The sequence below is a fragment of the Sphingomonas sp. AC449 genome (genome assembly GCF_979253475.1).
Genome location: NZ_CEEDCZ010000004.1, coordinates 58601 through 84856, shown reverse-complemented (window position 1 = coordinate 84856; position 26256 = coordinate 58601). Strand labels below are relative to the sequence as shown.

Annotated in this window: 16 protein-coding genes; 7 read left to right on the top strand and 9 right to left on the bottom strand. The window is 66.7% G+C overall.

Annotated elements, in window-relative coordinates; genetic code table 11:
- Positions 1–197 precede the first annotated feature (197 nt).
- Together AC0CH3_RS09055 and AC0CH3_RS09050 are read left to right on the top strand one after the other, a co-directional pair.
- Positions 198–6539 (top strand): hypothetical protein, encoded by a 6342-nt coding sequence (locus AC0CH3_RS09055; protein ID WP_465237791.1) that lies wholly within the window; start codon positions 198–200, stop codon positions 6537–6539.
- Positions 6443–11242 (top strand): autotransporter domain-containing protein, encoded by a 4800-nt coding sequence (locus AC0CH3_RS09050; protein ID WP_465237790.1) that lies wholly within the window; start codon positions 6443–6445, stop codon positions 11240–11242. Before AC0CH3_RS09055 ends, AC0CH3_RS09050 begins: the two co-directional genes overlap by 97 nt.
- A gap of 85 nt (positions 11243–11327) precedes the next feature.
- On the opposite strand, the gene AC0CH3_RS09045 is transcribed toward AC0CH3_RS09050, so the two are convergent.
- Positions 11328–11585, bottom strand: coding sequence for a hypothetical protein (locus AC0CH3_RS09045; protein WP_354303226.1), 258 nt, complete (start codon positions 11583–11585; stop codon positions 11328–11330).
- Positions 11586–11632: 47 nt separating this feature from the next.
- Entirely contained in the window at positions 11633–12637 is a 1005-nt protein-coding gene (locus AC0CH3_RS09040; protein WP_354303224.1) for an SDR family oxidoreductase, read from the bottom strand.
- Positions 12638–12969: 332 nt separating this feature from the next.
- Between AC0CH3_RS09040 and AC0CH3_RS09035 the strand changes: the two genes are divergently transcribed.
- Positions 12970–14997, top strand: coding sequence for an alpha/beta fold hydrolase (locus AC0CH3_RS09035; protein ID WP_354303222.1), 2028 nt, complete (start codon positions 12970–12972; stop codon positions 14995–14997).
- Between the two features lie 83 nt (positions 14998–15080).
- On the opposite strand, the gene AC0CH3_RS09030 is transcribed toward AC0CH3_RS09035, so the two are convergent.
- From AC0CH3_RS09030 to AC0CH3_RS09020, 3 genes are all read right to left on the bottom strand, one after another.
- Positions 15081–15509 carry a DUF1810 domain-containing protein gene (locus AC0CH3_RS09030; protein ID WP_465237789.1) on the bottom strand — a complete coding sequence of 143 codons (429 nt, stop codon included), beginning with the start codon at positions 15507–15509 and terminating at the stop codon, positions 15081–15083.
- Positions 15510–15726: 217 nt separating this feature from the next.
- The gene (locus tag AC0CH3_RS09025; protein WP_056020281.1) at positions 15727–16062 is read right to left on the bottom strand and encodes a hypothetical protein; all 336 of its coding nucleotides are present in this window, start codon (positions 16060–16062) and stop codon (positions 15727–15729) included.
- A gap of 238 nt (positions 16063–16300) precedes the next feature.
- Positions 16301–16570 carry a GlsB/YeaQ/YmgE family stress response membrane protein gene (locus AC0CH3_RS09020; RefSeq protein WP_354303219.1) on the bottom strand — a complete coding sequence of 90 codons (270 nt, stop codon included), beginning with the start codon at positions 16568–16570 and terminating at the stop codon, positions 16301–16303.
- 171 nt (positions 16571–16741) lie between these two features.
- On the opposite strand from AC0CH3_RS09020, the gene AC0CH3_RS09015 reads away from it, so the two are divergent.
- Positions 16742–18217, top strand: a complete 1476-nt coding sequence (locus AC0CH3_RS09015; RefSeq protein WP_354303217.1) for a helix-turn-helix transcriptional regulator — start codon at positions 16742–16744, stop codon at positions 18215–18217.
- A gap of 132 nt (positions 18218–18349) precedes the next feature.
- On the opposite strand, the gene AC0CH3_RS09010 is transcribed toward AC0CH3_RS09015, so the two are convergent.
- The 3 genes from AC0CH3_RS09010 to AC0CH3_RS09000 all read right to left on the bottom strand — a co-directional run bounded on the left by AC0CH3_RS09010 (position 18350) and on the right by AC0CH3_RS09000 (position 20939).
- The gene (locus AC0CH3_RS09010) at positions 18350–19738 is read right to left on the bottom strand and encodes a glutamate--cysteine ligase (protein WP_354303215.1); all 1389 of its coding nucleotides are present in this window, start codon (positions 19736–19738) and stop codon (positions 18350–18352) included.
- A gap of 100 nt (positions 19739–19838) precedes the next feature.
- The gene (locus AC0CH3_RS09005; protein ID WP_465237788.1) at positions 19839–20600 is read right to left on the bottom strand and encodes a 16S rRNA (uracil(1498)-N(3))-methyltransferase; all 762 of its coding nucleotides are present in this window, start codon (positions 20598–20600) and stop codon (positions 19839–19841) included.
- 183 nt (positions 20601–20783) lie between these two features.
- Entirely contained in the window at positions 20784–20939 is a 156-nt protein-coding gene (locus tag AC0CH3_RS09000; protein ID WP_354303211.1) for a hypothetical protein, read from the bottom strand.
- An 84-nt stretch (positions 20940–21023) separates the two neighbouring features.
- Here AC0CH3_RS09000 and ubiA point away from each other — a divergent pair, with 84 nt between their 5' ends.
- Genes ubiA through AC0CH3_RS08985 form a run of 3 tightly spaced genes read left to right on the top strand, consistent with a single transcriptional unit; the run spans position 21024 to position 24099 of the window.
- The gene (ubiA, locus tag AC0CH3_RS08995; protein WP_354303210.1) at positions 21024–21947 is read left to right on the top strand and encodes a 4-hydroxybenzoate octaprenyltransferase; all 924 of its coding nucleotides are present in this window, start codon (positions 21024–21026) and stop codon (positions 21945–21947) included.
- A gap of 15 nt (positions 21948–21962) precedes the next feature.
- The gene (locus AC0CH3_RS08990; protein WP_354303208.1) at positions 21963–23309 is read left to right on the top strand and encodes a TldD/PmbA family protein; all 1347 of its coding nucleotides are present in this window, start codon (positions 21963–21965) and stop codon (positions 23307–23309) included.
- The gene (locus AC0CH3_RS08985) at positions 23302–24099 is read left to right on the top strand and encodes a 3'(2'),5'-bisphosphate nucleotidase CysQ (RefSeq protein ID WP_465237787.1); all 798 of its coding nucleotides are present in this window, start codon (positions 23302–23304) and stop codon (positions 24097–24099) included. The genes AC0CH3_RS08990 and AC0CH3_RS08985 overlap by 8 nt, the downstream gene beginning before the upstream one ends.
- Before the next feature lie 154 nt (positions 24100–24253).
- On the opposite strand, the gene typA is transcribed toward AC0CH3_RS08985, so the two are convergent.
- Positions 24254–26098, bottom strand: coding sequence for a translational GTPase TypA (typA, locus tag AC0CH3_RS08980; protein ID WP_056020309.1), 1845 nt, complete (start codon positions 26096–26098; stop codon positions 24254–24256).
- Positions 26099–26256: the final 158 nt, after the last annotated feature.

The window sequence follows — 26256 nt, the reverse complement described above, 5'->3', positions numbered from 1 at the left end:
CCAAAAAGACTCGTCGAGTATCTTATAAAGAAAACAAGTTCGACAGGTGGGTATTTCGCAATTGGCTTTCCGACAGGAAAATATTGAGGCTATTTCCGTTATTTAGAATAGCGTAACCGACCCGTAGAATCATCGCCTCGATTGCTGATTGATAGTGTTGGAATTCCGTCTAGCGAAGCAGTTAGGGGCAGGAATCAATGCGTTCGAATCGCAACCGGGCAGTTCTGGCGGGTTCCTCGCTGGTCGTCATCGGCATCGCGCTGGCCGCGCCGCCGGTGCTGGCGCAGGACACCACGATCGCGACTTCGGTCACCACCGGGACCATATGGAGCGGGGCGACCTCCCCCGGCAGCAACTTTACGATTACCGCTACCGGTACGATCAGCACGCCCGATCCGAACGCGATCACGATCACCGGCGGGCCTGGCGCGACGCTGGGTACGCTGTCGAACAGCGGCCGGGTCAACAATACGGCGGCGACGGGTAAGGCGATCCTTGTCGGTGCAACCGGCACGGACACGATCAGCGTCGCCGAGCTTGCCAATATGGCCACCGGGACGATCTCCGCGGTCGCGACGGGTATCCTCATCAATGCGCTTGGTACGATCGGTGCGCTGACCAACGCCGGGCGGATCAGCGGACGCACGGCCGTCACCAGCGTAGGATCGATCGGATCGCTCAGCAACACCGGGGTGATTGCCGGCACGACCCGCGGTATTCATAATGCCGCCACTGGCAGGATCGGCACGCTCAACAATTCCGGCACGATTACCGTCGCCGCAGGGGCATCGGGTGCCGCAGGCGGCGTCGCCAACAATGGCGGCTCGATCCTGACGCTGATCAACACCGGCACGATCGTCAGCAGTTCCAGCAGCGGCATCGGCAACAACCAGACCGGCGCCTCGATCGGCCAGATCACCAATAGCGGCCTGATCAGCGGCGCAACCGGCGGGCTGTGGAACTCGGGGACGATGTCTCAGGTCACCAATACCGGCCGGATCATCGGCGCCCAGGCCGGCGTCTTTCATACAAGCGGCACGATCGGCACGATCAACAACAGCGGGACGATCAGCGGCGGCAGCTACGGTATTTCGATCGGGAGCGGCGCGTTCAATTCGTTGATCAACAGCGGAACGCTGAGCGGCGCCATAGCGCTGTATCTCGGATCGGGCGTGTCCGCGCTCAACGTCACCAACAGCGGCGTGATCGCCGGCAACATCAACAATCTGAGCACCAATGCGCTGACGATCGCGGGTGGCACCGGCGCGACGTTCGGCACCCTGACCGGCAGCACGCTGACGAACAAGGGCAGCATCACCAGCACGCTGGCGAACCTGGTGTTCACGACGGGCAACCTGGTGCTGAACGACAACATCAATGCGACGGGGCGCACGGTCAGCAACACCGGCGCGACCCTGTTGCTCAACAGCGGCATCAACGTTGCCGGCGCCTATACGCAGACCGCAGGCACACTCGACGTGAACCCGCTGGGCGGCCTGATCGCCACCGGCGTGGCGACCGCGAGCGGCGGCACGATCCAGTCGAACTTCGTCAGCACGGGCAATTATCTGGCGGGCACCTACACGCTGCTCGGCGGGTCCAGCCTGAACATCTTCGGTGCGACGGTCGATGTGGGCACGCTCGCCAACCTGGACCGGTCGGTCAACGCGACCGGCACGGCGCTGCAGTTGCTGATCAACAACAGCTATGTCGGCGGCTCGCTGGCGACCGGGGCCAATGCTGCGGCGCTGACCAGCAGCGACACCGGTCTGTTTGTCGCGACGACGGGCAGCATCGGGACCTTCTCCAACACCGGCACGCTCGGCGGCGCGCAGTTCGGGGTGAACAACCGCGGCATGATCGGCCTGCTGACCAATTCGGGCCGCATCACCAACAACAATTTCTCCGCGCTGTGGAACCAGGGCAGCATCGGCCAGCTGGTCAACACTGGCACGATCACCAACAGCAGCTGGGCGATCCTGAACAGCGGCACGCTGGGGACGGTGACCAACAGCGGCGTGATCGCCGGTGGTTCTTCGAATGGGAACGCCATTCAGAACAACGGTGTCATCCAACTGGTCGACAATAGCGGCACGATGTCGGGCGCGGGCAACGCGCTCGCCGGCAATTTTGGCACGATCCGAAACGGTGGCGTGATTCTCGGCGATATTAGCGGGGATAGCGGCGGTGTTATCGGCACGATCATCGGCGGAACGGGCGGCACCATCGGTACCTTCACGGGCTATACCGGCGGCACGCAGGGTACGATCGGCCTGAACGGGAACCTCATCTTCGCCTCGGGCGCGCTGCTGCTCAACAACTCGATCGTCGCAAAGAGCATCACGGCCAGCGCGCTGATCGTCAGCAACACGGGCGCCGACATCACGCTGTCGACGATCGTCAACGTCGACGGGAATTTCAGCCAGAGCGCGGGCTCGCTGAATCTGGGCACTGCAGGCAAGCTGGTGGTCACCCAGGCGGCGAGCATCACCGGTGGCACGATCAGCGCGGGCGCCAACGGCTTTTCCCCCAACGCCACCTATCTGAAAGGGGCGACCGGCGGCACGCTGGTGAGCGGTGGGGTCGGCTCGAGCTATACGGGCGTCGGCATCGCGACGAGCGGCGGCTTCACCGGCCTGGCCTTCGGCAGTACGACCAGCGGCAACAACCTGCTGCTGTCGGCCAACAACATCTATGTTGGCGATACGCAGGCCTCGATCAACAATAGCGACTCGATCAGCGGCGTAACCTGGGCGTTCTACGTCGCCAACACCGGCGCGGTCGGCACCCTCATCAACAGCGGCACGCTGACCGGGCTGGGCACCGGGCTCAGCAGCAATGGCAGCATCGGCAACCTGACCAACAGCGGCCTGATCAGCGGCGGGCAAAAGGGGCTGGGCAACCAGAACACGATCACCAACCTGACCAATACATCGACCGGCACGATCCTGGGCGGCACGGCGGCGGGCCTGCAGAACGATACGTCGATGGGCACGCTCACCAATGCGGGCCTCATCTCCTCCGGCTCAGCGGGCTTTGCCAATTACGGCACGCTGGGGCTGCTGAGCAACAGCGGCAGCATCAACGGCGGGCCGCAGGGCATCTATCTCGACGGCAACAGCAATTCGGGCACGATCGACAACAGCGGCACGATCACCTCGGGGCAGACCGCCGTCCAGGTCAGCGGCACGCTGGGGTCGCTGGTCAACAGCGGCTATATCGGCAACGCCACCAACGCGGTGAATGTCGCCGGCACATTGGGCACGCTGGTCAACGCCAATGGCGGCACCATCAGCGGCAACAACGTGATCTACATCTCGGGAAGCCTTGGCGGGATTTCCAACAGCGGCGTCATCAGGGGCCGGATCGACAACCAGACGGCCAACCCCCTGACGATCACTGGCGGCGCGGCGGGCACGATCGGCACGCTGACCGGCACGTCGGGCATCGGCACGATCAACAACACGCTCAGCAACCTGGTGTTCGCGTCGGGCAATCTGCTGCTCAACGACCGGATCATCGCGACCGGCCGGACCGTCAGCAACACCGGCGCCAGCCTGTCGCTGACCAGCAACATCAGCATCACCGGCAATTACAGCCAGTCGGCGGGCACGCTCAGCCTGACCCCCGGCACCAGCAGCCTGATCGTTAGCGGAGCGGCCAACCTGAGCGGCGGCACCGTCCTGGCGAGCCTGTCCAGCACGGGGAATTACCTGGCGAGCAGCTATACGCTGGTCTCCGGCGGCGCGAGCTCGTCGCTTTCCGGCGCTACCGTTTCGACCGGGACCGTCACCGGCCTGGCGAGTTCGTCGAGCATCAGCGGGAACACCCTGCTGCTGGCGATTACCAACGACTATGTCGGCGGATCGCTCACCACGCTGGCCAACGTGGCATCGCTCACCAGCGCCGCCACCGGCCTTTACGTGGCAACGGCCGGCACTATCGGCACGGTGTCCAACACCGGCACGCTGGGCGGCGCGCAATTCGGCGTCAACAACCGCGGCACGATCGGCACGTTCGGCAACTCCGGTCGCATCACCAACGCCAATTTCACCGCGCTGTGGAACCAGGGCAGCATCGGCCAGCTGGTCAATAGCGGAACGATCACCAACAGCAGCTGGGCGATCCTGAACAGCGGCACGATCGGCACCGTGACCAACAGCGGCGTGATTACCGGCGCCGGGGTCGCGATCCAGAACAACGCCGTGATCGCCGTCGTCAACAACAGCGGCACGCTGTCGGGCCAGAACGCGCTTGCAGGCACGTTCGGCACGGTCATCAACAGCGGCCTGATCCGCGGCAATATCAACCCATCCGGCGGCGTGATCGGCACCATCATCGGTGGCAGCGGCGGCGCGATCGGTACGTTTACCGGCTCCACCGGGACGACCCAGGGCACGATCGGCGCCAGCGGCAACCTCACCTTCGCCGCGGGTGCGCTGCTGCTCAACGATACGATCAAAGCCGTCAACATCGCTGCCAGCGCGCTGACCGTCAGCAACACCGGCGCCGACATCACGCTGGCGACGATCGTCAACGTCGACGGCAATTTCAGCCAGAGCGCCGGCACGCTCAACCTGGGCACCACCGGCCGACTGGTCGTTAGCCAGGCGGCGAACATCACCGGCGGCACGATCGCTGCGGGCGGCTTCTCCGCCACGGGCAATTATCTCGCCGGCAGCAATGCCGGAACGCTCGTGTCCGGCGGCGTGGGCTCGAACTATGCCGGTGTCAGCATCAGCATGGGCGGGGCGACGGGCCTGGCGGCCGGCCCGGTCACCAGCGGCACCAACCTCGTGGTGGCCGTCGCCAATGATTATGTCGGCGGCACGCTCGGCTCGATCAACAATAGCGGTAGCATCGGCGGGGTCGCGCAGGCGGTCTATGTCGCGGCGACGGGCAATCTGGGGACGCTCGACAACAGCGGCACGCTGTCTGGCACCAGCAACGGCGTGTATAATGCCGGACTGGTCGGGGTGTTGCGCAACGCCGGCCTGATCGAGGGCGGCAATCCGGGCCTGTACAATGCGAGCACCGGCGGCATCACCGCGCTGGTCAATACCGGCACGATCAAGACGACCAACGACGCATTCGGCACCGGACTGCAGAATGCCGGCAGCATCGGGACGCTGACGAACAGCGGGCTGATCGGCAACAATATCGGCATCTTCAACGCCGGCGGCACGATCGCTTCGCTGGACAATCAGGGCACGATTGCGGGCGCGACCGCGCTGTTCATGACCGGCAATGTCGGTGCGCTCAGCAACAGCGGGACGATCACCAACACCGGACATGGCATCTACATCACCGGCGCGACGCTCGGCACTTTGGTCAATTCCGGAACGCTCAGCGGCGATGCGGGCGCGATCTATATCGCGGCCAGTGGCAGCCTGGGCGGCATCGCGAACAGCGGCGTGATCCGGGGCGACATCGTCAACAACTCGGCGCAGAATCTGACGATCACGGGCGGCAGCGGCACCACCATCGGCACGTTGACCGGCGTTTCCGGCCAGGGCGTCATCAGCAACACCGCGAGCGATCTGGTGTTCAGCGGCGGCTTGCTGGTGCTGGACAGTTCGATCGATGTGACGGGGCATGGCGTCGTCAACAGCGGAGCGATGCTGGGATTGTTCGGCACCACCAGCATTACCGGCAACTATACCCAGTCCGCGGGTGCGCTGGTGCTGAACCCGGGTTTGGGCACCATGGTGGTCAGCGGCATCGCCAATGTCAGCGGCGGCGGCGTCCTCACGGCGGTGTCCGGCACCGGCAACTATCTGGCGGGCGATTCCTTCACGCTGATCCAGGGCGGGGCGGGATCGTCCTATAGCGGCGCCATCGTCAGCGGCGGAAGCGTTCCCGGGCTGGATGCGGCCGGATCGGTTGCCACGATCGGCGGCAATACCAACCTGCTGCTGTCGGTGAACAATGATTATGTCGGCGGCACGCTCGGCTCGATCGTCAACAGCGGAACGTTGAGCGCCGCCACGGCGGTGTATGTCGCGAGTACCGGTACGCTGGGTACGCTGGTCAACACCGGCACCGTGATGGGCGATGTGGTCAACCAGTCCGCGGGCAACCTGACCATCGTCGGCGGCAGCGCCAGCAACGGCGTGTTCACCGGGCAGAGCGGCGCGCAGGGCATGATTTCGAGCGCGAATGGCGATGTCGTGCTGGCATCTGGCAAGATCCTGCTGGACGATAGCGTCGTGGTCTCCGGGCACGCGCTGGTCAACACCGGTGCGTCGGTGGAGCTGGATCGCGCGGTCGACGTCACCGGCAACTTCGGCCAGTCCGGCGGTACGCTTGGCGTGGTCGCCAGCGGCGGCCTGATCGTCAGCGGTACGGCCAATCTCACGGGCGGGACGATCGCCGTCAGCGGGCTTTCGTCGACGGGCAATTATCTGGCGGGCGATACGGCCGGCACCATCATCCAGGCGGCGTGGGATCGGCCTATACGGGGCTGGCCTATACCGCCAATGTCGGCGGGCTGGAGATTGCAGGCGCGACGCAGGGCACCAACCTGCTGGCGAGCGTGACCAATGACTATGTCGGTGGTTCGCTGGGCACGCTGAGCAACACCAGCAGCCTGGGCGGGAACACCGCCATCTACGTCGCCAGCACCGGATCGATCGGTGCGCTCCTCAACAGCGCCATGATCACCGCGAATGTCGGTCTGGCCAACCAAGGCATGATCGGCGGCATCGCCAATAGCGGCGTGTTCGACGTCGGCGGCACCGCGATCACCAACACTGGCAGCATTGGTCAACTCGACAACACCGGCAGCATCGTCGCCGCAGCGTCCGCCGGCATCTATAATGGCGGCACGATCGCCGCGATCAACAACAGCGGCGCGCTGATCAACAGCCAGGTCTCGGCCGGATCGGGTCAGGTCGGCGCGATCGTCAACGTCGCAGCGCTGGGTGCGCTCACCAACAGCGGTACCATCGCCGGCCCGGTCGCGCTGTTCAATTCGGGATCGCTCGGTACGATCGCCAACACCGGCACGATCGCCGGCAATATCGAAAATGTGTCGGCACAGGATCTCGTGTTCACCGGTGGCACCGGTGGAACGTTCGGCACGCTGACCGGCCATGGCGCCGGCAGCCAGGGCATGATCACCAACCTCGTCGGCAATGTCGTGATGGGGTCGGGCGGCATCGTGCTGAACGACGCGGTGAATGTCGGCACGGGCACGCTGATCAATGCCGGCGCGACCCTCCAGCTGACCAGCATCGTCGCGGTGACGGGCAATTACGCCCAGGCATCGGGCACGCTGGCGCTGGGCCAGTCTTCGCTGCTGGTCAGCGGCATCGCCAACATCAGCGGCGGCCTGATCACCACGACGCAGTTCGACGCGACCGGCAACTACATCGCCGGCAGCAATGGCGGCGCGCTGGTGCAGGGCGGCGCGGGGTCCAGCTATCTCGGCGTCGGTGTGGCGTCGGGCATCAACGGCCTGTCGATCGCGACGAGCGTCGGTACGATCGGCAGCACCGTCAACCTGCTGCTGACGTTGCAGAACGACTATGTCGGCGGCACGCTCGCCAATCTCGACAACGCCGGTGCGATTTCGGGCGTATCGACGGCGATCGTTGTCGCGACATCGGGCAATATCGGCACGCTGTCGAACAGCGGCGTGCTTGCCGGCACCAGCTTCGGGGTCAATAACAGCGGCGCCATCGGGCTTATCGCGAACAGCGGGACGATGAGCGGCACCGTCGGTGTGTTCAACGGCGGTACGATCGGCACGATCCTGAATACCGGCAGCATGATCGACACGCCGGCCATCCTGGCCGCGGGGCTGAACAATGCCGGCGTGATCGGCGCGGTCATCAATCAGGGGACGATCAGCGGCGAAGCGCGCGGCCTGTACAATGATGGCTGGATCGACAGCGTGACGAACAGCGGCACTATCGCCGGCCAACTCGCGCTCTACAATGGCGGCAGCATCGGCACGTTGAACAACAGCGGTATCCTGCTCGACTCCGCGGCACCTGACAGCGCCGCGCTGAACAACGCGGGTACGCTGACTGTCGCCATCAACAGCGGAACGATCATGGGTGCCACCTATGGCATTCTGAACAGCGGGACGCTGGGGCAGCTGGACAATAGCGGCACGATCCAGGCGGTAACGGCGATCTACAATGCCGGCATGCTGGGGCCGATCGCCAATAGCGGCGTGATCGCGGGCGACATCCAGAACGTGTCGGCGCAGGATCTGACCTTCACCGGTGCCAGCGGCACCAGCATGGGCACGCTGACCGGCCAGAATGGCGGACGCGGCACGATCACCAACCTTGCGGGCAACGTGGTGTTCGCCTCGGGCAATCTGCTGCTCGACGACGATGTCGTGGCGACCGGCCATGCCGTGACCAACGGCGGTGCGGTACTGACGCTGCAGAACAGCGCGGCGATCACCGGCGACTTTGGCCAGACGGCTGGCTCGCTGGTGCTGGCTACCGGCCAGCAGCTCAATGTCAGCGGCGTAGCCAGCCTGACGGGGGGTGGCGTGGCGACGACTTTGCCGAACGCCGCGAATTATCTGGCAGGGACAACGGCGGCCACGCTGGTCACCGGCGGCACCGGCTCCACTTATACCGGCGTGTCGGTGACCACCGGCCCGATCACCGGGCTGGCGCTCACGGCGGGCGGGAGCGGCAACGACCTCGTGGTGACGGCCGACAACAATTATATCGGCGCGACTCTCGCCAGCCTGACCAACAGCGGCAGCCTGGCGGCGGACTATCCGGTCTATGTCGCGGCAAGCGGCAGTCTCGGCAGCCTGGCCAATAGCGGCACGCTGAGCGGCGCGGTCGCGGCGATCTACAATGCGGGCATGCTGGGGCCGATCGCCAATAGCGGCGTGATTGCCGGCAACATCCAGAACGTGGCGGCGCAGGCGCTGACGATCTCCGGCGGCAGTGGCGGCAGCATCGGCACGCTGACCGGGCTGAATGGCGGGCGCGGGACGATCACCAATTCCGGCGGGGGCGTGGTATTCGCCGGGGGCAATTTGCTGCTGGGCGACGATGTCGTGGCGAGCGCTGTGGCGAACAGCGGCGCGGTGCTGAGCCTGGCGACGAGTTCGAGCATCACCGGTGCCTTCAGCCAGACGGCGGGCGGGCTGGTGCTGGCGAGCGGGGCGCAGCTCAACGTGAGCGGCGCGGCGACGCTGAGCGGCGGCACCGTGTCGACGACGCTGCTGGGCGCAGCCAATTATCTGGCCGGCACCACGGCGGCGACGTTGGTCACCGGCGGCGCGGGATCGGCCTATACGGGTGTGTCGGTCGCCACCGGGGCGATTCCGGGGCTGGCGCTGACGTCGGGCACCAGCGGCACCAATCTGGTCGTCACCGCCACCAACAACTATGTCGGTGCGAGCCTGACGAGCCTGACCAACAGCGGCAGCCTGACCGCGGACCATCCGGTCTATGTCGCGGCAAGCGGCAGTCTCGGCAGCCTGACCAACACCGGCACGCTGAGCGGCGCGGTCGCGGCGATCACCAATGCGGGCACGCTGGGGCCAATCGCCAATAGCGGTGTGATCGCAGGGAATATCCAGAACCTCGCGAGCACGGACCTGCGTATCGCGGGCGGCAGCGGCACGAGCTTCGGCACGCTGACCGGCTTCGCTGCGGGCAGCCAGGGGACGATCACCAATCTCGCGAGCAATCTGGTGCTCAGCGGCAACCTCCTGCTCAACGACGCGATCAACCTCGGCACGCGTGGCCTCGTCAGCAGCGCGATGCTGCAGCTGAACAATGCGGTGCGGGTGACGGGCAATTACAGCCAGGTCGGCGGCGCGCTGCTGATCGGCGTCACGTCGACCAGCGTCTACGGCCAGCTTCAGGTGAGCGGATCGGCAAGCCTCACCAACACGAACGTCCGGCTCGTCGCACTGGGCAGCACTACGCTTGCGGCCGGTACGCCCTATACGGTGGTGAAGGCCGGTGGTGCGCTGACCTATAGCGGGCTGACCTCGTCCATCACGGGGTTCGACGGCAGCTTCTCGACAGCCAGCGGCGGCGGTACGTCCGATCTGGTACTGACGGTGAAGAACAACGTGCCCGCGACGCAGTTCGCGCCGATCGGCGTCTCGGCTGGCGGACCCGGCGTCGGGACCGGTGCCGCGCTCGACGCCATCGTCGTGGCCGGAAACAGTGCCGACACCGGTGCCGCACTCCCGGTCATCAACGACGTGCTGGTCCCGCTGGCCGCGTTGCCGGCCGCGGAGCAGGAGCGCGCGATCGTCCAGCTTTCGCCGACCCAGTTGACGCCGCAGGTCGTCGCGCTGGCGGTGTCGCCGGCGGTGAACGCGATCGTGCAGCATCAGGACGTCCTGGCGGCGAATGCGAGTGGCCGCGATGAACGCGGTATGTCGGCGGGGTCTCAGGGCCAGCGCGGCAATGTCTGGGGGCAGCTGCTGTTCAACACCGCGAAGCGCGGGGTGGCGGCCGGCTCGTCGCCCTATGCGGCGGACAGCTTCGGGATCATCGCCGGTGTCGACCTGATCGGCAGCAGCACGCTTCTCGTCGGCGGCGCGGTGAGTTGGGTGAACAGCACCGCCAATGGCCGCGCCGACCTGATCGGGAGCCGGACTCGCCTCGACAGCTATCAGGCGACCACCTATTTCACGTGGCAACCGGGCGATCTGGAAAATGGCGGCTTCGCGGTCGATGGCCAGCTCGGCTTTGGCTATAATGCGTATCGCCAGCAGCGGCGGATCGATTTTCTCGGCCGGACCGCCAGGGCGTCCTATGACGGGCAGCAATATCTCGGCAGCCTCCGCGTGAGCGACACGGTACCGCTGGGCGATAGCGCGTCGCTCACGCCCTATGCCGGGCTGCGCGCGATCCACCTGCGGAATGACGGCTATACCGAACGCCAGGCGGGCACCGCGAACATGCAGGTCCGCCGGATCTCGGTCGATTCGCTCAACCACGAGATCGGGGTGCAGGGCGGGGCGATCTACGACACCGGCTCGGGCCGATTCGCGCCATCCGTGAAGCTCGGGTGGATCCACAATTACGTGAATGGCCCGGTTCCGCTGACCGCCATATTGGGTGGGGTGACCTTCACCAGCACGTCGACGCGGGGTCCGAGGGACGGTGCGGTTCTCGGCGCGGGCCTGACGTTCAGCCGCAACGATCGGCTGCGCATCGGGGTGCAATATGACGGCGAAATCCGCGACGCGTTCCAGAGCCATAGTGGCACGGTCAAGCTGACGGTAAACTTCTGAGACAGCGGGGCTTCGGTAGTCTTGCGGTCGAACGCCTAAGGGCAGTGCGGCCCCGCAGCAGGAACACGGAACCGATGTGGTCCGGCTATAATCCCGCCCGATCGATCATCGATGCGACCTCGACCGGTAACGCGGAGTCCGACTTGGGCAGCAGCCGGTTGAGCGCGGTCTGCACGCGTTTGCGCGCGACCTGATACGCCTTGTGGCGGATCGCGCGCGTCGCGTTGGTCCGCCAGGATGTGCTCCCGCCGAGCAGCGCCTCCCATTTGTTCTCTTCGGCCTCGAGGATCGACAGCGCCAGACGCAGCCCATCGCGTCGCCCGCGTGCATAATCGTCGGACATTGCCGGCCTCTCCCTGTGGTATGATCGCGAATGTCATGGTCCGGCGGTCAGGGAAATCCCTTGCCGCCATGCGCGCCGACCGCGGTCCCCGTCGAATAGCTTGCCTCGTCGGAGGCGAGCACGACGAACAGCGCTGCCAGTTCGGCGGGCTGGCCCGCGCGACCGAGCGGCGTGTCCTGCCCGAACTCGTGCATCTTGCCGGGCAACTGCCCGCCCGCGACCTGGAGCGGCGTCCAGATCGGCCCCGGCGAGACCGCGTTGACGCGGATGCCCTTCTTGGCAAGCTGCTTGGCCATGCCCCGCGTCAGGTTCTGGATCGCGGCCTTGGTCGACGCATAGTCGATCAGGTCGTCGCTCGGATCATAGGCGTTTTGCGAAATGGTGTTGATGATGACGGACCCGGGCGGCATCGCGGGTATCGCGGCCTTGGAAAAGCGGAACACGTGGTAGATGTTCGTTTCGTAGGTGCGGACGAACTGTTCGTCGCTGATCTCCATGATGTCCGCCTTGGACTGCTGATAGGCCGCGTTGTTGACGAGGATATCGAGGCCGCCAAGCTGCGATATCGCCTTCCTCACGGTATCCTCGCAGGCCTTTTGCGTGCGGATGTCGGCGGGCAGCAGCACCGCCTTGCGTCCTGCCTGCCGGATCAGGTCGGCGACCTCGCGTGCGTCCGCTTCCTCGCTGGGATGATAGTTGATCGCCACGTCCGCCCCCTCGCGGGCAAACGCGATGGCCGCGGCGCGACCGATGCCGCTATCGCCGCCGGTGAGCAGCGCCTTTCGGCCGACCAGCTTCCCCGCGCCGCGATAGCTCGTCTCGCCGTGATCGGGACGCGGGTTCATCCTGCCGGCGAGCGCGGGCCAGGGCTGGCGCTGCTCGGGGAAGGGTGTGCGCGTGTATTTGTCGCGCGGATCACGCAGGCTGGGCGCCGCGCCCTTGCCCCCGGCTATTGCCGATTGCGCCAGCGCGGCGCCCGGCGCGGCTGCCGCGGCGAGGCCGATGGCGGCACCACCGAGAATGCCGCGGCGCGACGTTTCATTGTTGCTCATGATCGGGTCCTTCTCTGTCGGGCATTCGCCGGATGACGGGCATCGCGTGTGGTCTTGTCGTGCCCGACGATCGCTCGACCGAACCGTTCCATCGGACCGGCCATCCGATCGCGCGGGTGGCGGCAGCGTGGCACGATTCCAGCCTGTTGCCGCTGCTCGTCACACCCAGCGCACCCCGACCATGCGCCGCTAATCCCGGACGAAAAAACAGCGGCGCGGTTTGCAACGCCACCGGGCGGCCGGACCGATAGTCCATGATGGTCAAGGACTTATGCCGGAACGCTCTGCGCATGCCCGGGTTGTGACGATGATCACAGCAGCAGTGCGAGCGCATGCCAGACATTTCCACCGAGCATCTGACGATTCACTACGCCGACTATGGCGCGCCGACCGCGCAGCCCGTCCTGCTCATCCATGGGTGGCCCGACGATGCCTCGACATGGGACGAGGTCGCGCACGCGCTGGCCGATGCCGGGCTGCGCGTGATCGTGCCGACGCTGCGCGGGTTCGGCGCGACGCGGTTCGTCGGCGATGCCGCGCGTACCGGCAACAGCGCCATGCTGGCGATGGACATGATCGCGCTGATGGATGGCCTCGGCATCGACCGCTTCATGGTCGCGGGGCATGACTGGGGCTCGAATACCGCCGAAGCGATGGCGGTCGGCTGGCCCGAGCGGATCGAGCGCCTGGCGATGCTGTCGACGCCGCCGCGGCTTGGCGGGATGCCCACCCCGCCGTTCGAGCAGGCGCAGCGGCAATGGTATCACTGGTTCATGGCGACGAGGCGCGGCGCGCAGGCGGTCCGCGACGATCGTAAGGGCTTTGCGCATATTCACTGGATCAACTGGTCGCCGCCCGGCTGGTTCGACGAGGCGACATTCGACCGCGTCGCGCGGGCGTTCGAGAACCCCGACTGGGCCGACGTTACGCTGCACAGCTATCGCGCGCGCTGGGACGAGGCCGACCCCGATCCGCAGAGCCAGTGGCTCGAGGACAAGGTGAAGGCGACCGGAACGCTCTCTCTGCCGGCGCTCTATATCCGGGGCGCGGTCGATGGCGTGAACCCGCCATCGGCCAGCCAGAACGTAGCGGGCAAGTTCGACGGCCCGTTCGCGGTCGTCACGCTCGCCGGCGTCGGTCACTTCCCGCAGCGCGAGAACCCGACCGCGGTCGCGCATCATCTCATCCAGCTTTTCACCGGCGATCCCGCCGACGTCACAGACCCCACAGACCGGAGCCGCATCATGCCCAGTTCGAAAACCCTCCTGGCCGGCATCGCCGCCGCCGGGATCATCACCGCATCGCTGATCGGTATCGCACAGGCTCAGGGTCCCGCCGCGCCCCTGACGCAGGTCGCGCAGTTCGATCACCAGGCGACCGGCGTCGCCGTGACGGCGGATGGCCGGCGTTTCGTCAACTTCCCGCGCTGGACCGACGACGCGCCGATTTCGGTGGCCGAGGTGATGAAGGACGGCACGCTCAAGGCCTATCCGGACGAGAAATGGAACAGCTGGCGCAACGCCAAGGCGAACACGCTCCCGGTCGGCGATTATTTCGTCTGCGTGCAATCGATCGTACCCGACGGCCAAGGCAATCTCTGGGTGCTCGACCCGGGCGCGCCCGGCAACGAGAAGATCCTCGAAGGCGCGCCAAAGCTGGTGCGGATCGACCTCGCTACCAATCGCGTGACCAAGGTCATTAAGGTGCCGCTCGACGTCGCGCTCCAGGGCACCTACCTCAACGACATCCGCTTTTCGCCAGACGGCAAGACCGGTTACATCACCGACAGCGGCACGCGCGGTGCGATCATCGTCATCGATCTCGAGACCGGCAAAGGCTTTCGTGCGCTCGACGGCCATCCCTCGACACAGATCGACAAGACGGTGACGGTCAGGACCGATGGCAAGCCGCTGGTCCGCCCCGATGGACGCCAACCCGCCTTCGCCTCGGATGGTATCGCGATCTCGAACGACGGGAAGACGCTGTATTACCAGGCGCTGACGGGCAAGACGCTCTATTCGATCGATACTGCGCTGTTGCGCGCGAACGTCAGCGAGGCGGATCGCGGCACCGGTGTGAGGACGGTGGCGCAGACGCATGTCGCCGACGGTCTGTGGATGAGCAAGGCGGGTATCCTCTATATCACCTCGCCCACGACCAACGGCATCTCACGTCTGGTCGGCAACCGCACCGAGCCGGTACTGACCGACCCGCGTCTGCGCTGGCCCGATACCTTCGCCGAGGGACCCGATGGTCGGATGTACGTGACCGCAAGCCACATCCAGGACACCAACTGGTTCAAGCCCGGCGCACCGGCATCGATCAAGACGCAGCTCTTCTCGTTCGCGCCGGTCCGGTAGGACCTGCTTCCGCGCGCACGGAGGCGCTTAAGCGCATGACGCCTGTCCGTGCCGATCGGGTGATCGGTACGGACAGGCGGCGATCAGCGGGCCAGCAAGGCGAGCGTCGCCCCGTCGCGCTCGCCGCCGAACCAGCGATCAAGCGCGGCGCCTGTCATCGCGCCCGCCCCGGCCCGCTCGAACAGCGTCAGCGATGATCGAAGCTTCATCGCATCGATCGCACCGAACACCTCCACGGGGTCGCTGCTTGCCAGATCCTGCAGCGCGCACACGCATTCGAGATACCGCGGGCCAAGCACGGGATGCGCCAGATAGGCGTGCGCCTCGTCGAGCGAGAGGATGCCGAAATATCTGGCCGTCTCGCTCCGGCCCAGCCCGGTCAGTTGCGGAAACACGAACCACATCCAGTGCGAGCGTTTGGCGCCCCGGCGGATTTCTGCGAGCGCGTCGGTGTAGACCGGTGCCTGCGCATCGACAAACCGCTCGATCGAGGCCGCGACACCGGCGTTCAAAACGCGATCGCCCGTACCGGCGACCGCAAACACATTCGCATGGCCAAGAACTTGTCCTTTCGCAGCCTCGCTGGACGTCGTCGATCCGGTCTCCCGGATCAGCGCCAATGCAGCGAGTGCACGCCGGAGCGTGACGCCGCGTCGATGGAACGCGACCCTGCGCTAGCTGTCCCGACCTGCCGGTACAACCCGTTCGCGATCCGTCGTTCTGCGGTTCTTAGAAGGGCGCGTTGCGTTCGATGATGCACTCGAGCACGCGGTTGGGGAGCGGGTGGCTGAAGTCGATCCCGATCGCCTCCGGACTGCTCCAGGCGACCCATCCCGGCACCGTGGCAAATCGCGGGATCGTAAGATGGACGAATGTGCCGACAGTCACTGCCAGCTGCGTCTCGACGCGGCACCCCCGCGCCGTACAGTCGGAGATGCAGACCGATTGCTCGTCGAACTTGTCCGCGGATATCGTGGCATTCCAGGCAACCGGAATCCGTACGAGCTGGCGTTCGTCCTTGCCGAGCCAGGCAGGGTATGTGTCGTCTATGAGTCGGGTAGCCATCGACGCGCCGATACCGCCGACATCGTTCCCATCGCGTTAATCCGCCTGAATGCGAAGGCGTCGCGCGGAAGAATGGGGGTGTTAGCACCGCCGACGGTCGGTCCGCTCGCTGCGCGGCCCGCGACGGCGATGCCGGCGTCGACCCCCGCCGATATCACGGAGATCCGCACGGGCCTTGGGCGCGCGCGCGTGTCGGGCAGGGTGAAGGGCGACGCGGGTGCGCCGCCCTCCGTTACGCTCAGCGAACCGCGCCGCGGCGAAACATGTTGACGATCGCGAGCAGGATGACCGCGCCGACCAGCGAGATCAGGATCGACTGGATGTTGAGCGCGCCGTCCATGATCGAAGCACCACCGATCAGTGGCGTGATGAGGACGCCTGCGAGCAGCGCGCCGACGATGCCGACGACGATGTTGAGGAAGACGCCCTGCTGTGCATCGGTCCGCATGATCATGCTGGCGACCCAGCCGATAAGACCGCCGACGACGAGAAGGATGATGAGGTTCATGATAGGGCTCCTGGACAATATGGGTACAGGTGCCTCAACACCCTGAAGCCGGGATCCGTTCAGTCCGCACAATTTCCAGCGATTTGGAAATTGGTGCGCACGCACCAGCGGCGTTGGTAGAGCTGTACCGCGCGCGGCGGAACCCGATGCGCTGCGGGGCGCTGAACCGGCATGACCGACACGCCCCCGAAACCGCTGCATGCCCCGACGCTGCACCATCTCGAACAGCTGATGACGGGGCTGCTCGAGGGCGTGATCCTCATGGATCCGACCGGGACGATCCTCAGCGCCAACCCCGCCGCATTGCAGATGCACGGGGTCAGGCGCGTGGAGGATCTCGGGCAGACCGCCGACGACTATGCCACGCGCTTCCAGCTCCGCTACCGCGACCACCGCAAGCTGCCGCGCCGGGAGTATCCGCTGATGCGGCTGCTCGCGGGCGAGAGCTTTCCCGATCTGATCGTCGAGGTCACGCCTGTCGACGCCGATGAGCCCCGGTGGGTCCATCAGGTGCGCGACATCGTCATGGACGAGGATGGCGGCGAACCCGATTGCCTGGGCCTGGTCATCAACGACGTCTCCGAACGGTTCGACGCGGAAGCCCGGTTCGAGGCGATGTTCCACGCCAATCCCGCGCCCGCGCTCATCATCCGCATCGCCGACCAGCGTTACGTGCTCGTCAATCAGGGCTTTCTCGACCTGTCAGGCTATGAGCGCGACTGGATCGTCGGCAAGACACTGTTCGATTTCGACTTTCTGGCAGATGTCGACCGCAAGGCGTTCGTCCGGGACTGCGTCGCGTCCGGCGAGACGATCCCCCAGCTCGAGGCCGAGTTGCCGCTTGCCGACGGGACGACGACGCTCGTCATCCTTGCCGGGCAACCGATCGAGCTCGCCAACCAGGACTGCCTGTTGTTCACCTTCGCCGACCTCGAACCGCGTAGGCGCGCGGAACATGCGCTGAAGGCGAGCGAACGCCACTTTGCGTCGGTGTTCGAGATGGCGCCGGTCGCGATGGTCGTGACCGAAGGCCGGGACAACCGCATCGTCCAGGTGAACGCCGCGTTCAAGGCGCTGACCGGCTATGCCGACCGCGCCGTGATCGGCCGCATCGCCGACGATCTCCAGCTGTGGAACGACGCGGGCCAGCGCGAAGAGCTCGAGACCGAGATCGGCGAGCATGGTGGCTTCCGCGGCCGCGACGTGCAACTCCTGCACAAGGCCGGCGAGGCGCTCGACTGCCTCGTGTCCGCCGAACGGATCAGCGTCGACGGAACGCCGTGCGTGCTGTGGCTGTACCAGGACATCTCGGCCCGGCGACGCGGGGAGCTCGAACTCGTCGAAGCGATCGACGCGGTGATGAAGGACGCGAACTGGTTGAGCCGGTCGATCATGGACAAGCTGGCGACCCTGCGAAATCCCCGCACCGCGACGGGTTCCGCCGCAGCGACGGTCGAACTCAGCAAGCGCGAGCGCGAGGTGCTGGAGCTGATATGCCAGGACCTCGATGACGCGGCGATCTCGGAACGGCTCGCGCTGTCGCGCAACACGGTGCGCAACCATGTCGCGCGGCTCTACGCGAAGATCGGCGTCAACCGGCGGAGCGCCGCGATCGTCTGGGCGCACGAACGCGGCGTGGGGCGTTGATATCGGCGGTCCGTCGGTCCGGCGGGGTGAGCGATACCGACGGACAGCCGCACCAAGAGGTTCCGAGCTGCTTCGATCCTGTCGGTGATCTGCGTCGGGTGATCGACCATCCTTGCCCCCCGGCATGATGCGCTAGAACCGGGTTTCCTCATACACGTTTGCGACGTCCTTGTCCCAGGCGCCGTTATACTTGTCGAGCAGCAGCTCGGCCGGGACCTTGCCCGAGCGGACGATCTCGCGCAGCGGGTCGAGGAAGCCGGTCTCGTTGTCGCCCGCCTGGTTGAGGCGCGCGCGCGCCGACAGGCCCGCACCGGCGATGTCGAGCACCGCGCCGGCGATGTCGCGCAGGCGGCCACCCCCCGCGATCGGCGCGTCGAGGCCCAGCTTCGGGACAGAATCGCGCAGCGACTGGCGTTCGTCGATCGTCCAGTCCTTGACCAGATCCCAGGCGGCATCGAGCGCGCCCTGGTCGTAGAGCAGCCCGACCCAGAGCGCGGGGAGCGCGCAGATCCGGTTCCACGGCCCGCCATCGGCGCCGCGCATCTCGAGGAAGGTCTTCAGCCGCACCTCCGGGAAGGCGGTCGAGAGATGGTCGGTCCAGTCGTCGAGCGTCGGCTTTTCGCCGGGCAGGACGCTGAGCTCGCCCTTCAGGAAATCACGGAAGCTGAGCCCCGCCGCATCGATATATTTGCCCTCGCGGTAGACGAAGTACATCGGCACATCGAGCGCATAGTCGGTGTAGCGGTCATAGCCGAAGCCGTCCTCGAACACGAAGGGCAGCATGCCGGTGCGGTGCGGATCGGTGTCGGACCAGATATGGCTGCGGTACGACAGCATGCCATTGGGCTTGCCCTCGGTGAAGGGCGAATTGGCGAACAGCGCGGTCGCCAGCGGCTGGAGCGCGAGCCCGACGCGGAACTTCTTCACCATGTCCGCCTCGGACGCATAATCGAGGTTCACCTGGATCGTGCAGGTCCGCAGCATCATGTCGAGCCCCATGCTGCCGACGCGCGGCATGTGCCGCAGCATGATCGCATAGCGCCCCTTGGGCATGATCGGCAGCTCGGCGCGCGTCTTGTCGGGCCACATGCCGAGCCCGAGGAAGCCGATGCCGAGCTTCTCGCCCGCGGCCTTGACCTGTTCGAGATGGCGGCCGGTCTCGGCGCAGGTCTCGTGCAGGTTGTCGAGCGGCGCGCCCGACAGCTCGAACTGGCCCGCGGGCTCGAGGCTGATGCTGCCGTCCGCGCCGGTCATCGCGATCACGTTCTCGGTGCCGTCGGGGCCGCGCTCGAGCACCGGCGCCCAGCCATGCTGCTCGAGCTCGCCGAGCAGCGCGCGGATGCCGCCCGCCTCGGTATAGGACGGCGCGTGATGGTCGTCCTTCGCGTACACGAATTTCTCGTGCTCGGTGCCGATCCGCCAGCGGTCCTTGGGTTTCTCGCCACGCGCGAAGCTCGCGATCAGCTGGTCGCGCGACTCGATCGTCGGGCTGGTCTTTGCGGGGGCGGTATTGCTCGTCATCGCCGCGCCTTACGCGTCGATGAACGAGCGTGCTAGAGGGGATTCGGACCGGTCGGTAGCAATGTCGTCCCGCCGGCGATCCGGGCCGCCGCCTTATGGGTCAAGTCGTTGATATGTCAGCGGTCCAGTCGCCTGCCGCCGCCATCCAGAGCGCGACCGCCGCGGCCGCCGCGGTCTCCGCGCGCAGGATGCGCGGGCCGAGGCCGATGCCGACCGCCTGCGGATGCGCGCGAATCGCCGCGCGCTCGTCCGCGTCGAACCCGCCTTCGGGACCGATCAGGATCGCCGCAGGGCCCGGACGCGCGCGCATCGCCGCCAAAGCGGGCGCACCGCCGGTCTCGTCCGCGAAGAACAGCGTGCGCTCCGCCGGCCAGTCGCGCAGCAGCGCGGTGAGTTTGACGGGCTCGGCAACCTTGGGCAGCGCGGTGCGGCCGCATTGCTCGGCCGCCTCGATCATGTGCGTGGTCAGCCGCTCGGTATTGGGTTTGTCGACGACGGTGCGGCGCGTGACGACGGGGACGAGCCGGCCGACGCCGAGCTCGCACGCCTTTTCCGCGAGCCAGTCGACCCGGCCCTTCTTGAGCGGTGCGGCGCAGAGCCACAGATCGGGTACCGCCTCGCGTTCGCGCAGCAATTCGGTGACGTCGAGGACGAGATCGCGCTTGCCGACGCTGGTCGCGGTGGCGAGCCATTCGCCGGTGCGGTCGTCGAACAGCTTGACCGGATCGCCGATCTTCAGCCGCATGACGCCCGCGAGATAATGCGCGGCGGGACCGTCGATCGGCAGCGGGCCGGGGCTGAGCGGGGTGTCGACGAACAGCCGCGGCGTGGATTGCGGCGGCCAGGCTGGGGTTGCAGGCATGGCGGAAGCCCTAGCAAATCCGGTCGGTGACGGGGAGGGCGTTTCGGCCTCGCCTGATCCTCCCCCGCCAGGGGAAGGTGGCGCCGTAGGCGACGGAGGGGGAGGAAGGGGTCACCTCTGTTGCGTTTCCGCCCCCTCCGTCAGGCTTCGCCTGCCACCTCCCCCTAGCGGGGGAGGATTAGCTTAGCGGCGGGACCAGAGTTTGCGGGCGACGACCCACACCAGGATGGCGACCGCGACGCCGAGGATCAGCATGCCCGCGACCGCGCCTGCCACGCGAAAGATGCCCCAGAAAAGCGCCTCGACGAAACGGCCGACCGCGACCGACAGGCCGATCATGCAAGGGGGCTCGAACGCGACACCGGCGTGATCCTAGCCGCTGCGGGCTTGCGCGCCAAACGCCGTCTTCCTACGCCCCGCGGCATGCAGACCAGCCCGACCCCGCCGGACATCGTTCCCGACAGCGAACATCGCGGTCTGGTCGCGCGGCTGCCGCCGACGCTGCGCGGGCTGGCGCTGCTCGCGCGGTTCGACCGGCCGATCGGCTGGTGGCTGCTGTTCTGGCCCGGCGCGTGGGGGATCGCGCTCGCGGGCGGGGCGTGGGCGCGGTGGGACCTGATCGCGTGGTTCCTGCTCGGCAGTATCGCGATGCGCGGGGCGGGCTGCGTGTTCAACGACATCGTCGACCGCGATCTCGACGCGCAGGTCGCAAGGACGCGCGCGCGACCGATCCCGAGCGGGCTCGTCTCGCTGCGGCTGGCCTGGATCTGGCTGGGCATGCTCGCGCTCGTCGGTCTCGTCGTACTGCTGCAGCTGACGCCGCTCGCCGCGATCGTCGCGCTGGCGAGTCTGGCGCCGGTCGCCGCCTATCCGTTCATGAAGCGCATCACCTGGTGGCCGCAGGCATGGCTCGGGCTGGTGTTCAGCTGGGCGTTGCTGGTCGGGTGGAGCGACATCGCCGGCGCGCTGACGCTGCCGATGTGGCTGCTCTATGCGGGGTCGATCGCGTGGGTGATCGGCTATGACACGATCTATGCGCTGCAGGACCGCGAGGACGATGCGATGATCGGCATCCGGTCGTCCGCCTTGCGGATGGGGCGCCACGTCAAGGCGGGGGTCGGGATCTTCTATGCGATCGCGATCCTCTTCTGGGCGGCGGCGTTCTGGTCGATTCGTCCCGATCCGCTCGCGATCGCCGCGCTGGTCCCCGCGGCGCTGCATCTGGGGTGGCAGGTCGCGACGCTGCGCGCGGACGACGGCGCCGGTGCGCTCGCCCGATTCCGCGCCAACCGCTTCACGGGGTTGCTGATCTTCCTCGCCTGCGTGGTTGTCGGCACGAGTGTGTGACCCTAGATCGTCGGGATGCTTACACCCGACCAAGCCCGCGACCGCGCCCATGACATCGTAGCGCGCGCGAAGGCCGCCGGCGCCGACGCCGCCGACGCAGTCTTTGCGGCCGACGCCTCGCTCGACGTCTCGATCCGCCTCGGCAAGCTCGAGGATATCGGTCGGTCGGAGAGCGAGGACCTGGGGTTGCGCGTGTTCGTCGGCAAACGATCGGCGAGCGTCTCGACCTCCGACCTGTCGTCCGCGGCGATGGACGCGCTCGCCGCACGCGCGGTGGCGATGGCGCGCGAGGCCCCCGAGGATGCCTGGGCCGGCCTGGCGCCCGAAAGCCGGTTGCTGCACGGCCTGCCGCCGATGCTGGGGCTTGCCGACGATGGCGTGGTCTCGCCCGAGCAGCTCCGCGATGCCGCGACGGCTGCTGAGGATGCGGCGCGTGCGGTTGCCGGCGTGACGAACAGCGAGGGCGGCGGCGCGAGCGCATCGAGCAGCGTGTGGGCGCTGGCCACCAGCCATGGGTTCGCGGGCGCCTATGCCTCGACCGCGTACGGCGTGTCGGCGAGCGTGCTGGCGGGCGAGGGCGGCGCGATGCAGCGCGACTATGCGTATCACAGCGTGCGGCACCGCGAGCATCTCGAATCGCCCGAGGCGATCGGGCAGCGCGCGGGCGAACAGGCGGTCGCGCGGCTCAATCCTGGCCGGCTCGCGAGCGGGCCGATGACGGTGGTCTATGATCCGCGCGTCGGCAGCTCGCTGCTCGGCCATCTGATCGCGGCGATCGCGGGGCAGGCGATCACGCGCAAGACCAGCTTCCTGCTCGATTCGCTTGGCTCGCAGGTGTTTGCGCATGGCATCACGATCCGCGACGATCCGCATCGGCCTTACGGATTGCGGTCGCGGCCGTTCGATGGCGAGGGGCTGCCCGTGTCGCCGACTGCGATCATCGAGCATGGCATGCTCGAAAGCTGGCTGCTCGATTCGGCCTCGGCACGGCAATTGGGGCTCGAGCCGACCGGCCATGCCGCGCGCGGCGTCAACGGCGCGCCGGGCGTGTCGACGAGCAACGTCTTCATGGAAGCGGGCACGATGCCGCCCGAGACGCTGATCGAGGATATCGTGTCGGGCGTCTATGTCACCGAGCTGATGGGCGGCGGCGCGAACGGCGTGACCGGCGACTATAGCCGCGGTGCGGCGGGGTTCCGGATCGAGAACGGCGTCATCACCGGGCCGGTCGCCGAGTTCACGATCGCGGGCAATGCCAAGGACATGTTCCTGGCGATGACGCCCGCGAATGATCTTGAATTCCGCTATGGCATCAACGTGCCCACGCTGCGCGTCGAGGGCATGACGGTGGCGAGTGGCTGAACCGACCCTGCGTGATGGGGCCCAACTGATCGAGGCCGTCGAGTCGATCGCCGCCGAGGCGGGTCAGATGGCGCTCGCGCGGTACGGGACCGATTTCAGACGCTGGGAAAAGACGCCGGGCAGCCCGGTGTGCGAGGTCGATATCGATATCGACCGGATGTTGAAGGCGCGGTTGTCCGCGCTGTTGCCCGACGCCGGCTGGCTGTCGGAGGAAACCGCCGACAATCCTGCGCGGCTCGCGCGCGACCGGCTCTGGGTCGTCGACCCGATCGATGGCACGCGCGACTATATCCGGGCACGCCCGGGCTGGTGCGTGTCGATCGCGCTGGTCGAGCGCGGGCGCGTGGTGATCGGCGTGCTCGATGCGCCGGCGCGGGGCGAGATCTGGTCGGCGGCGCTGGGGCAGGGCGCGACGCTCAACGGTGCCGCGTTGCGTGCTGGCGACCGCGTCGACCTTCCGGGATCGCGTGTGCCGACCGATGCGCTGCCCAAGGCGGATCGCGATCTGGCGGTGGTCGAGAAACCCAACTCGATCGCGCTGAGGATCGCGATGGTCGCGGCCGACCGCGCTGATCTGGTGGCGACGCTGCGCTGGGGGAATGAGTGGGACATCGCCGCCGCCGCGCTGGTCGCGAGCGAGGCCGGGGCGGCGGTGACCGACGCGGTCGGGATCCCGCTGGTGTTCAACAAGCCGCGCCCGCAGGCCTTTGGAGTCGTCGCGAGCACGCGCGGGATCCACCGCGCGGCGATTGCGCGGCTGGCGGATCGGGCGGCGGCTATCCTGGGGTAGGGCTTGTGCGCTGAGCTGGACACGAAAAAGGCCGGAGGTTTCCCTCCGGCCTTTTTCGTGTCCGCGGCGCGACCCGGCAAAGCCGTGTCGTCGGACCTCGCCTGAGCGAGGCCGGCCGAGCGCCTGAGGCTCAGCCGGCTTCGCCGTGCCGGCCTCAGGCGCTCTGCTTAGCCCGGCTCGCCCGCTTGCGCTCGTTCGCGTCGAGGAAGCGCTTGCGCAGACGGATCGACTTCGGCGTGACTTCGACCATCTCGTCGTCGTCGATGTAGGCGATCGCCTGCTCCAGCGTCGCACGCTTTGGCGGGGACAGGCGAACCTGGTCGTCCTTGCCACCGCTCGCGCGGAAGTTGGTCAGCGCCTTGGTCTTCATCGGGTTGACCTCGAGGTCGTCCGGCTTGGCGTTCTCGCCGACGATCATGCCCTCATAGAGTGCCTCGCCGTGACCCACGAACAGGATGCCGCGCTCTTCGAGCGGACCGAGGGCGTAGTTGTTCGCTTCGCCCGACCCGTTCGAGATCAGAACGCCGTTTTTGCGGCCTTCGATCTGGCCCTTGTGCGGACCATACTTCTCGAACAGCCGGTTCATGATCCCCGTGCCGCGCGTGTCGGACAGGAATTCGCCATGATAGCCGATCATCCCGCGGCTCGGCGCCGAGAAGGTGATGCGGGTCTTGCCGCCGGTCGACGGACGCATGTCGGTCAGTTCGGCCTTACGGATGTTCATCTTCTCGACGACGGTGCCCGAATGCTCCTCGTCGACGTCGATGATGACGGTCTCGTACGGCTCGGTCTTCTTGCCATCCTCGTCCTCGCCGAACAGCACGCGCGGACGCGAAATGCCGAGCTCGAAGCCCTCGCGGCGCATCGTCTCGATCAGCACGCCCAGCTGAAGCTCGCCACGACCGGCGACTTCGAAGCTGTCCTTGTCGGCCGCCTCGGTCACCTTCACGGCGACGTTCGACTCGGCTTCGCGGAACAGGCGCTCGCGGATCATGCGGCTCGTCACCTTGCTGCCCTCACGGCCCGCCATCGGCGAATCGTTCACGGCAAAACGCATCGACAGCGTGGGGGGATCGATCGGCTGCGCGTGCAGCGGCTCGGTCACCGTGATGTCGGCGATCGTGTCAGCGACGGTCGCGACCGAAAGCCCTGCGAGCGAGATGATGTCGCCGGCCTTGGCTTCGTCGACCGGCACGCGGTCGAGGCCACGGAACGACATGATCTTCGATGCACGGCCGGTCTCGATGATCTTGCCGTCGTTATCGAGCGCGTGGATCGCCTGGTTGGTCTTCACGGTACCCGAATTGACGCGACCGGTGAGGACGCGGCCGAGGAACGGATCGCGGTCGAGCAGCGTGACGAGGAAGGTGAAGGGCACGCCGGCGACTTCGACCTTGGGCGGCGGCACGTGCTTCACGATCGTCTCGAACATCGGGATCAGCGTGCCTTCGCGCGCGTCCATGTCGGTCGAGGCATAGCCGTTGCGGCCCGAGGCGTAGAGCACGGGGAAATCGAGCTGGTCGTCGTTCGCGTCGAGCGACACGAACAGATCGAACACTTCGTCGAGCACTTCCTGGATGCGCGCGTCGTTACGATCGACCTTGTTGACGACGACGATCGGCTTGAGGCCGAGTGCCAGCGCCTTGCCGGTGACGAACTTGGTCTGCGGCATCGCGCCTTCCGACGAATCGACCAGCAGGACGACGCCGTCGACCATCGACAGGATGCGCTCGACTTCGCCGCCGAAATCGGCGTGGCCGGGCGTGTCGACGATGTTGATGCGGATGCTCTCGCTCTCGCCGGGAGGCGTCCAGTCGACCGAGGTCGGCTTGGCGAGAATGGTGATGCCACGCTCCTTTTCGAGGTCGTTCGAATCCATTGCGCGCTCTTCGACGCGCTGGTTGTCGCGGAAGGTGCCGGACTGGCGGAAGAGCTGGTCGACCAGCGTCGTCTTGCCGTGATCGACGTGCGCAATGATCGCCACGTTGCGGAGGCTCATGAATGTATTCTCTTGAAACGAGGAACGGGGTTGGCGCGCGCCATAGCGTAATTGTTGCGCCGCGGGAAGACCGGGCGGGTTTCGAGACTCACGGGCCGTCCCGTCATCCTGACGAAAGTCAGGACCCGGAGCCACGTAGGTCCGCGCTTGTTACCCTG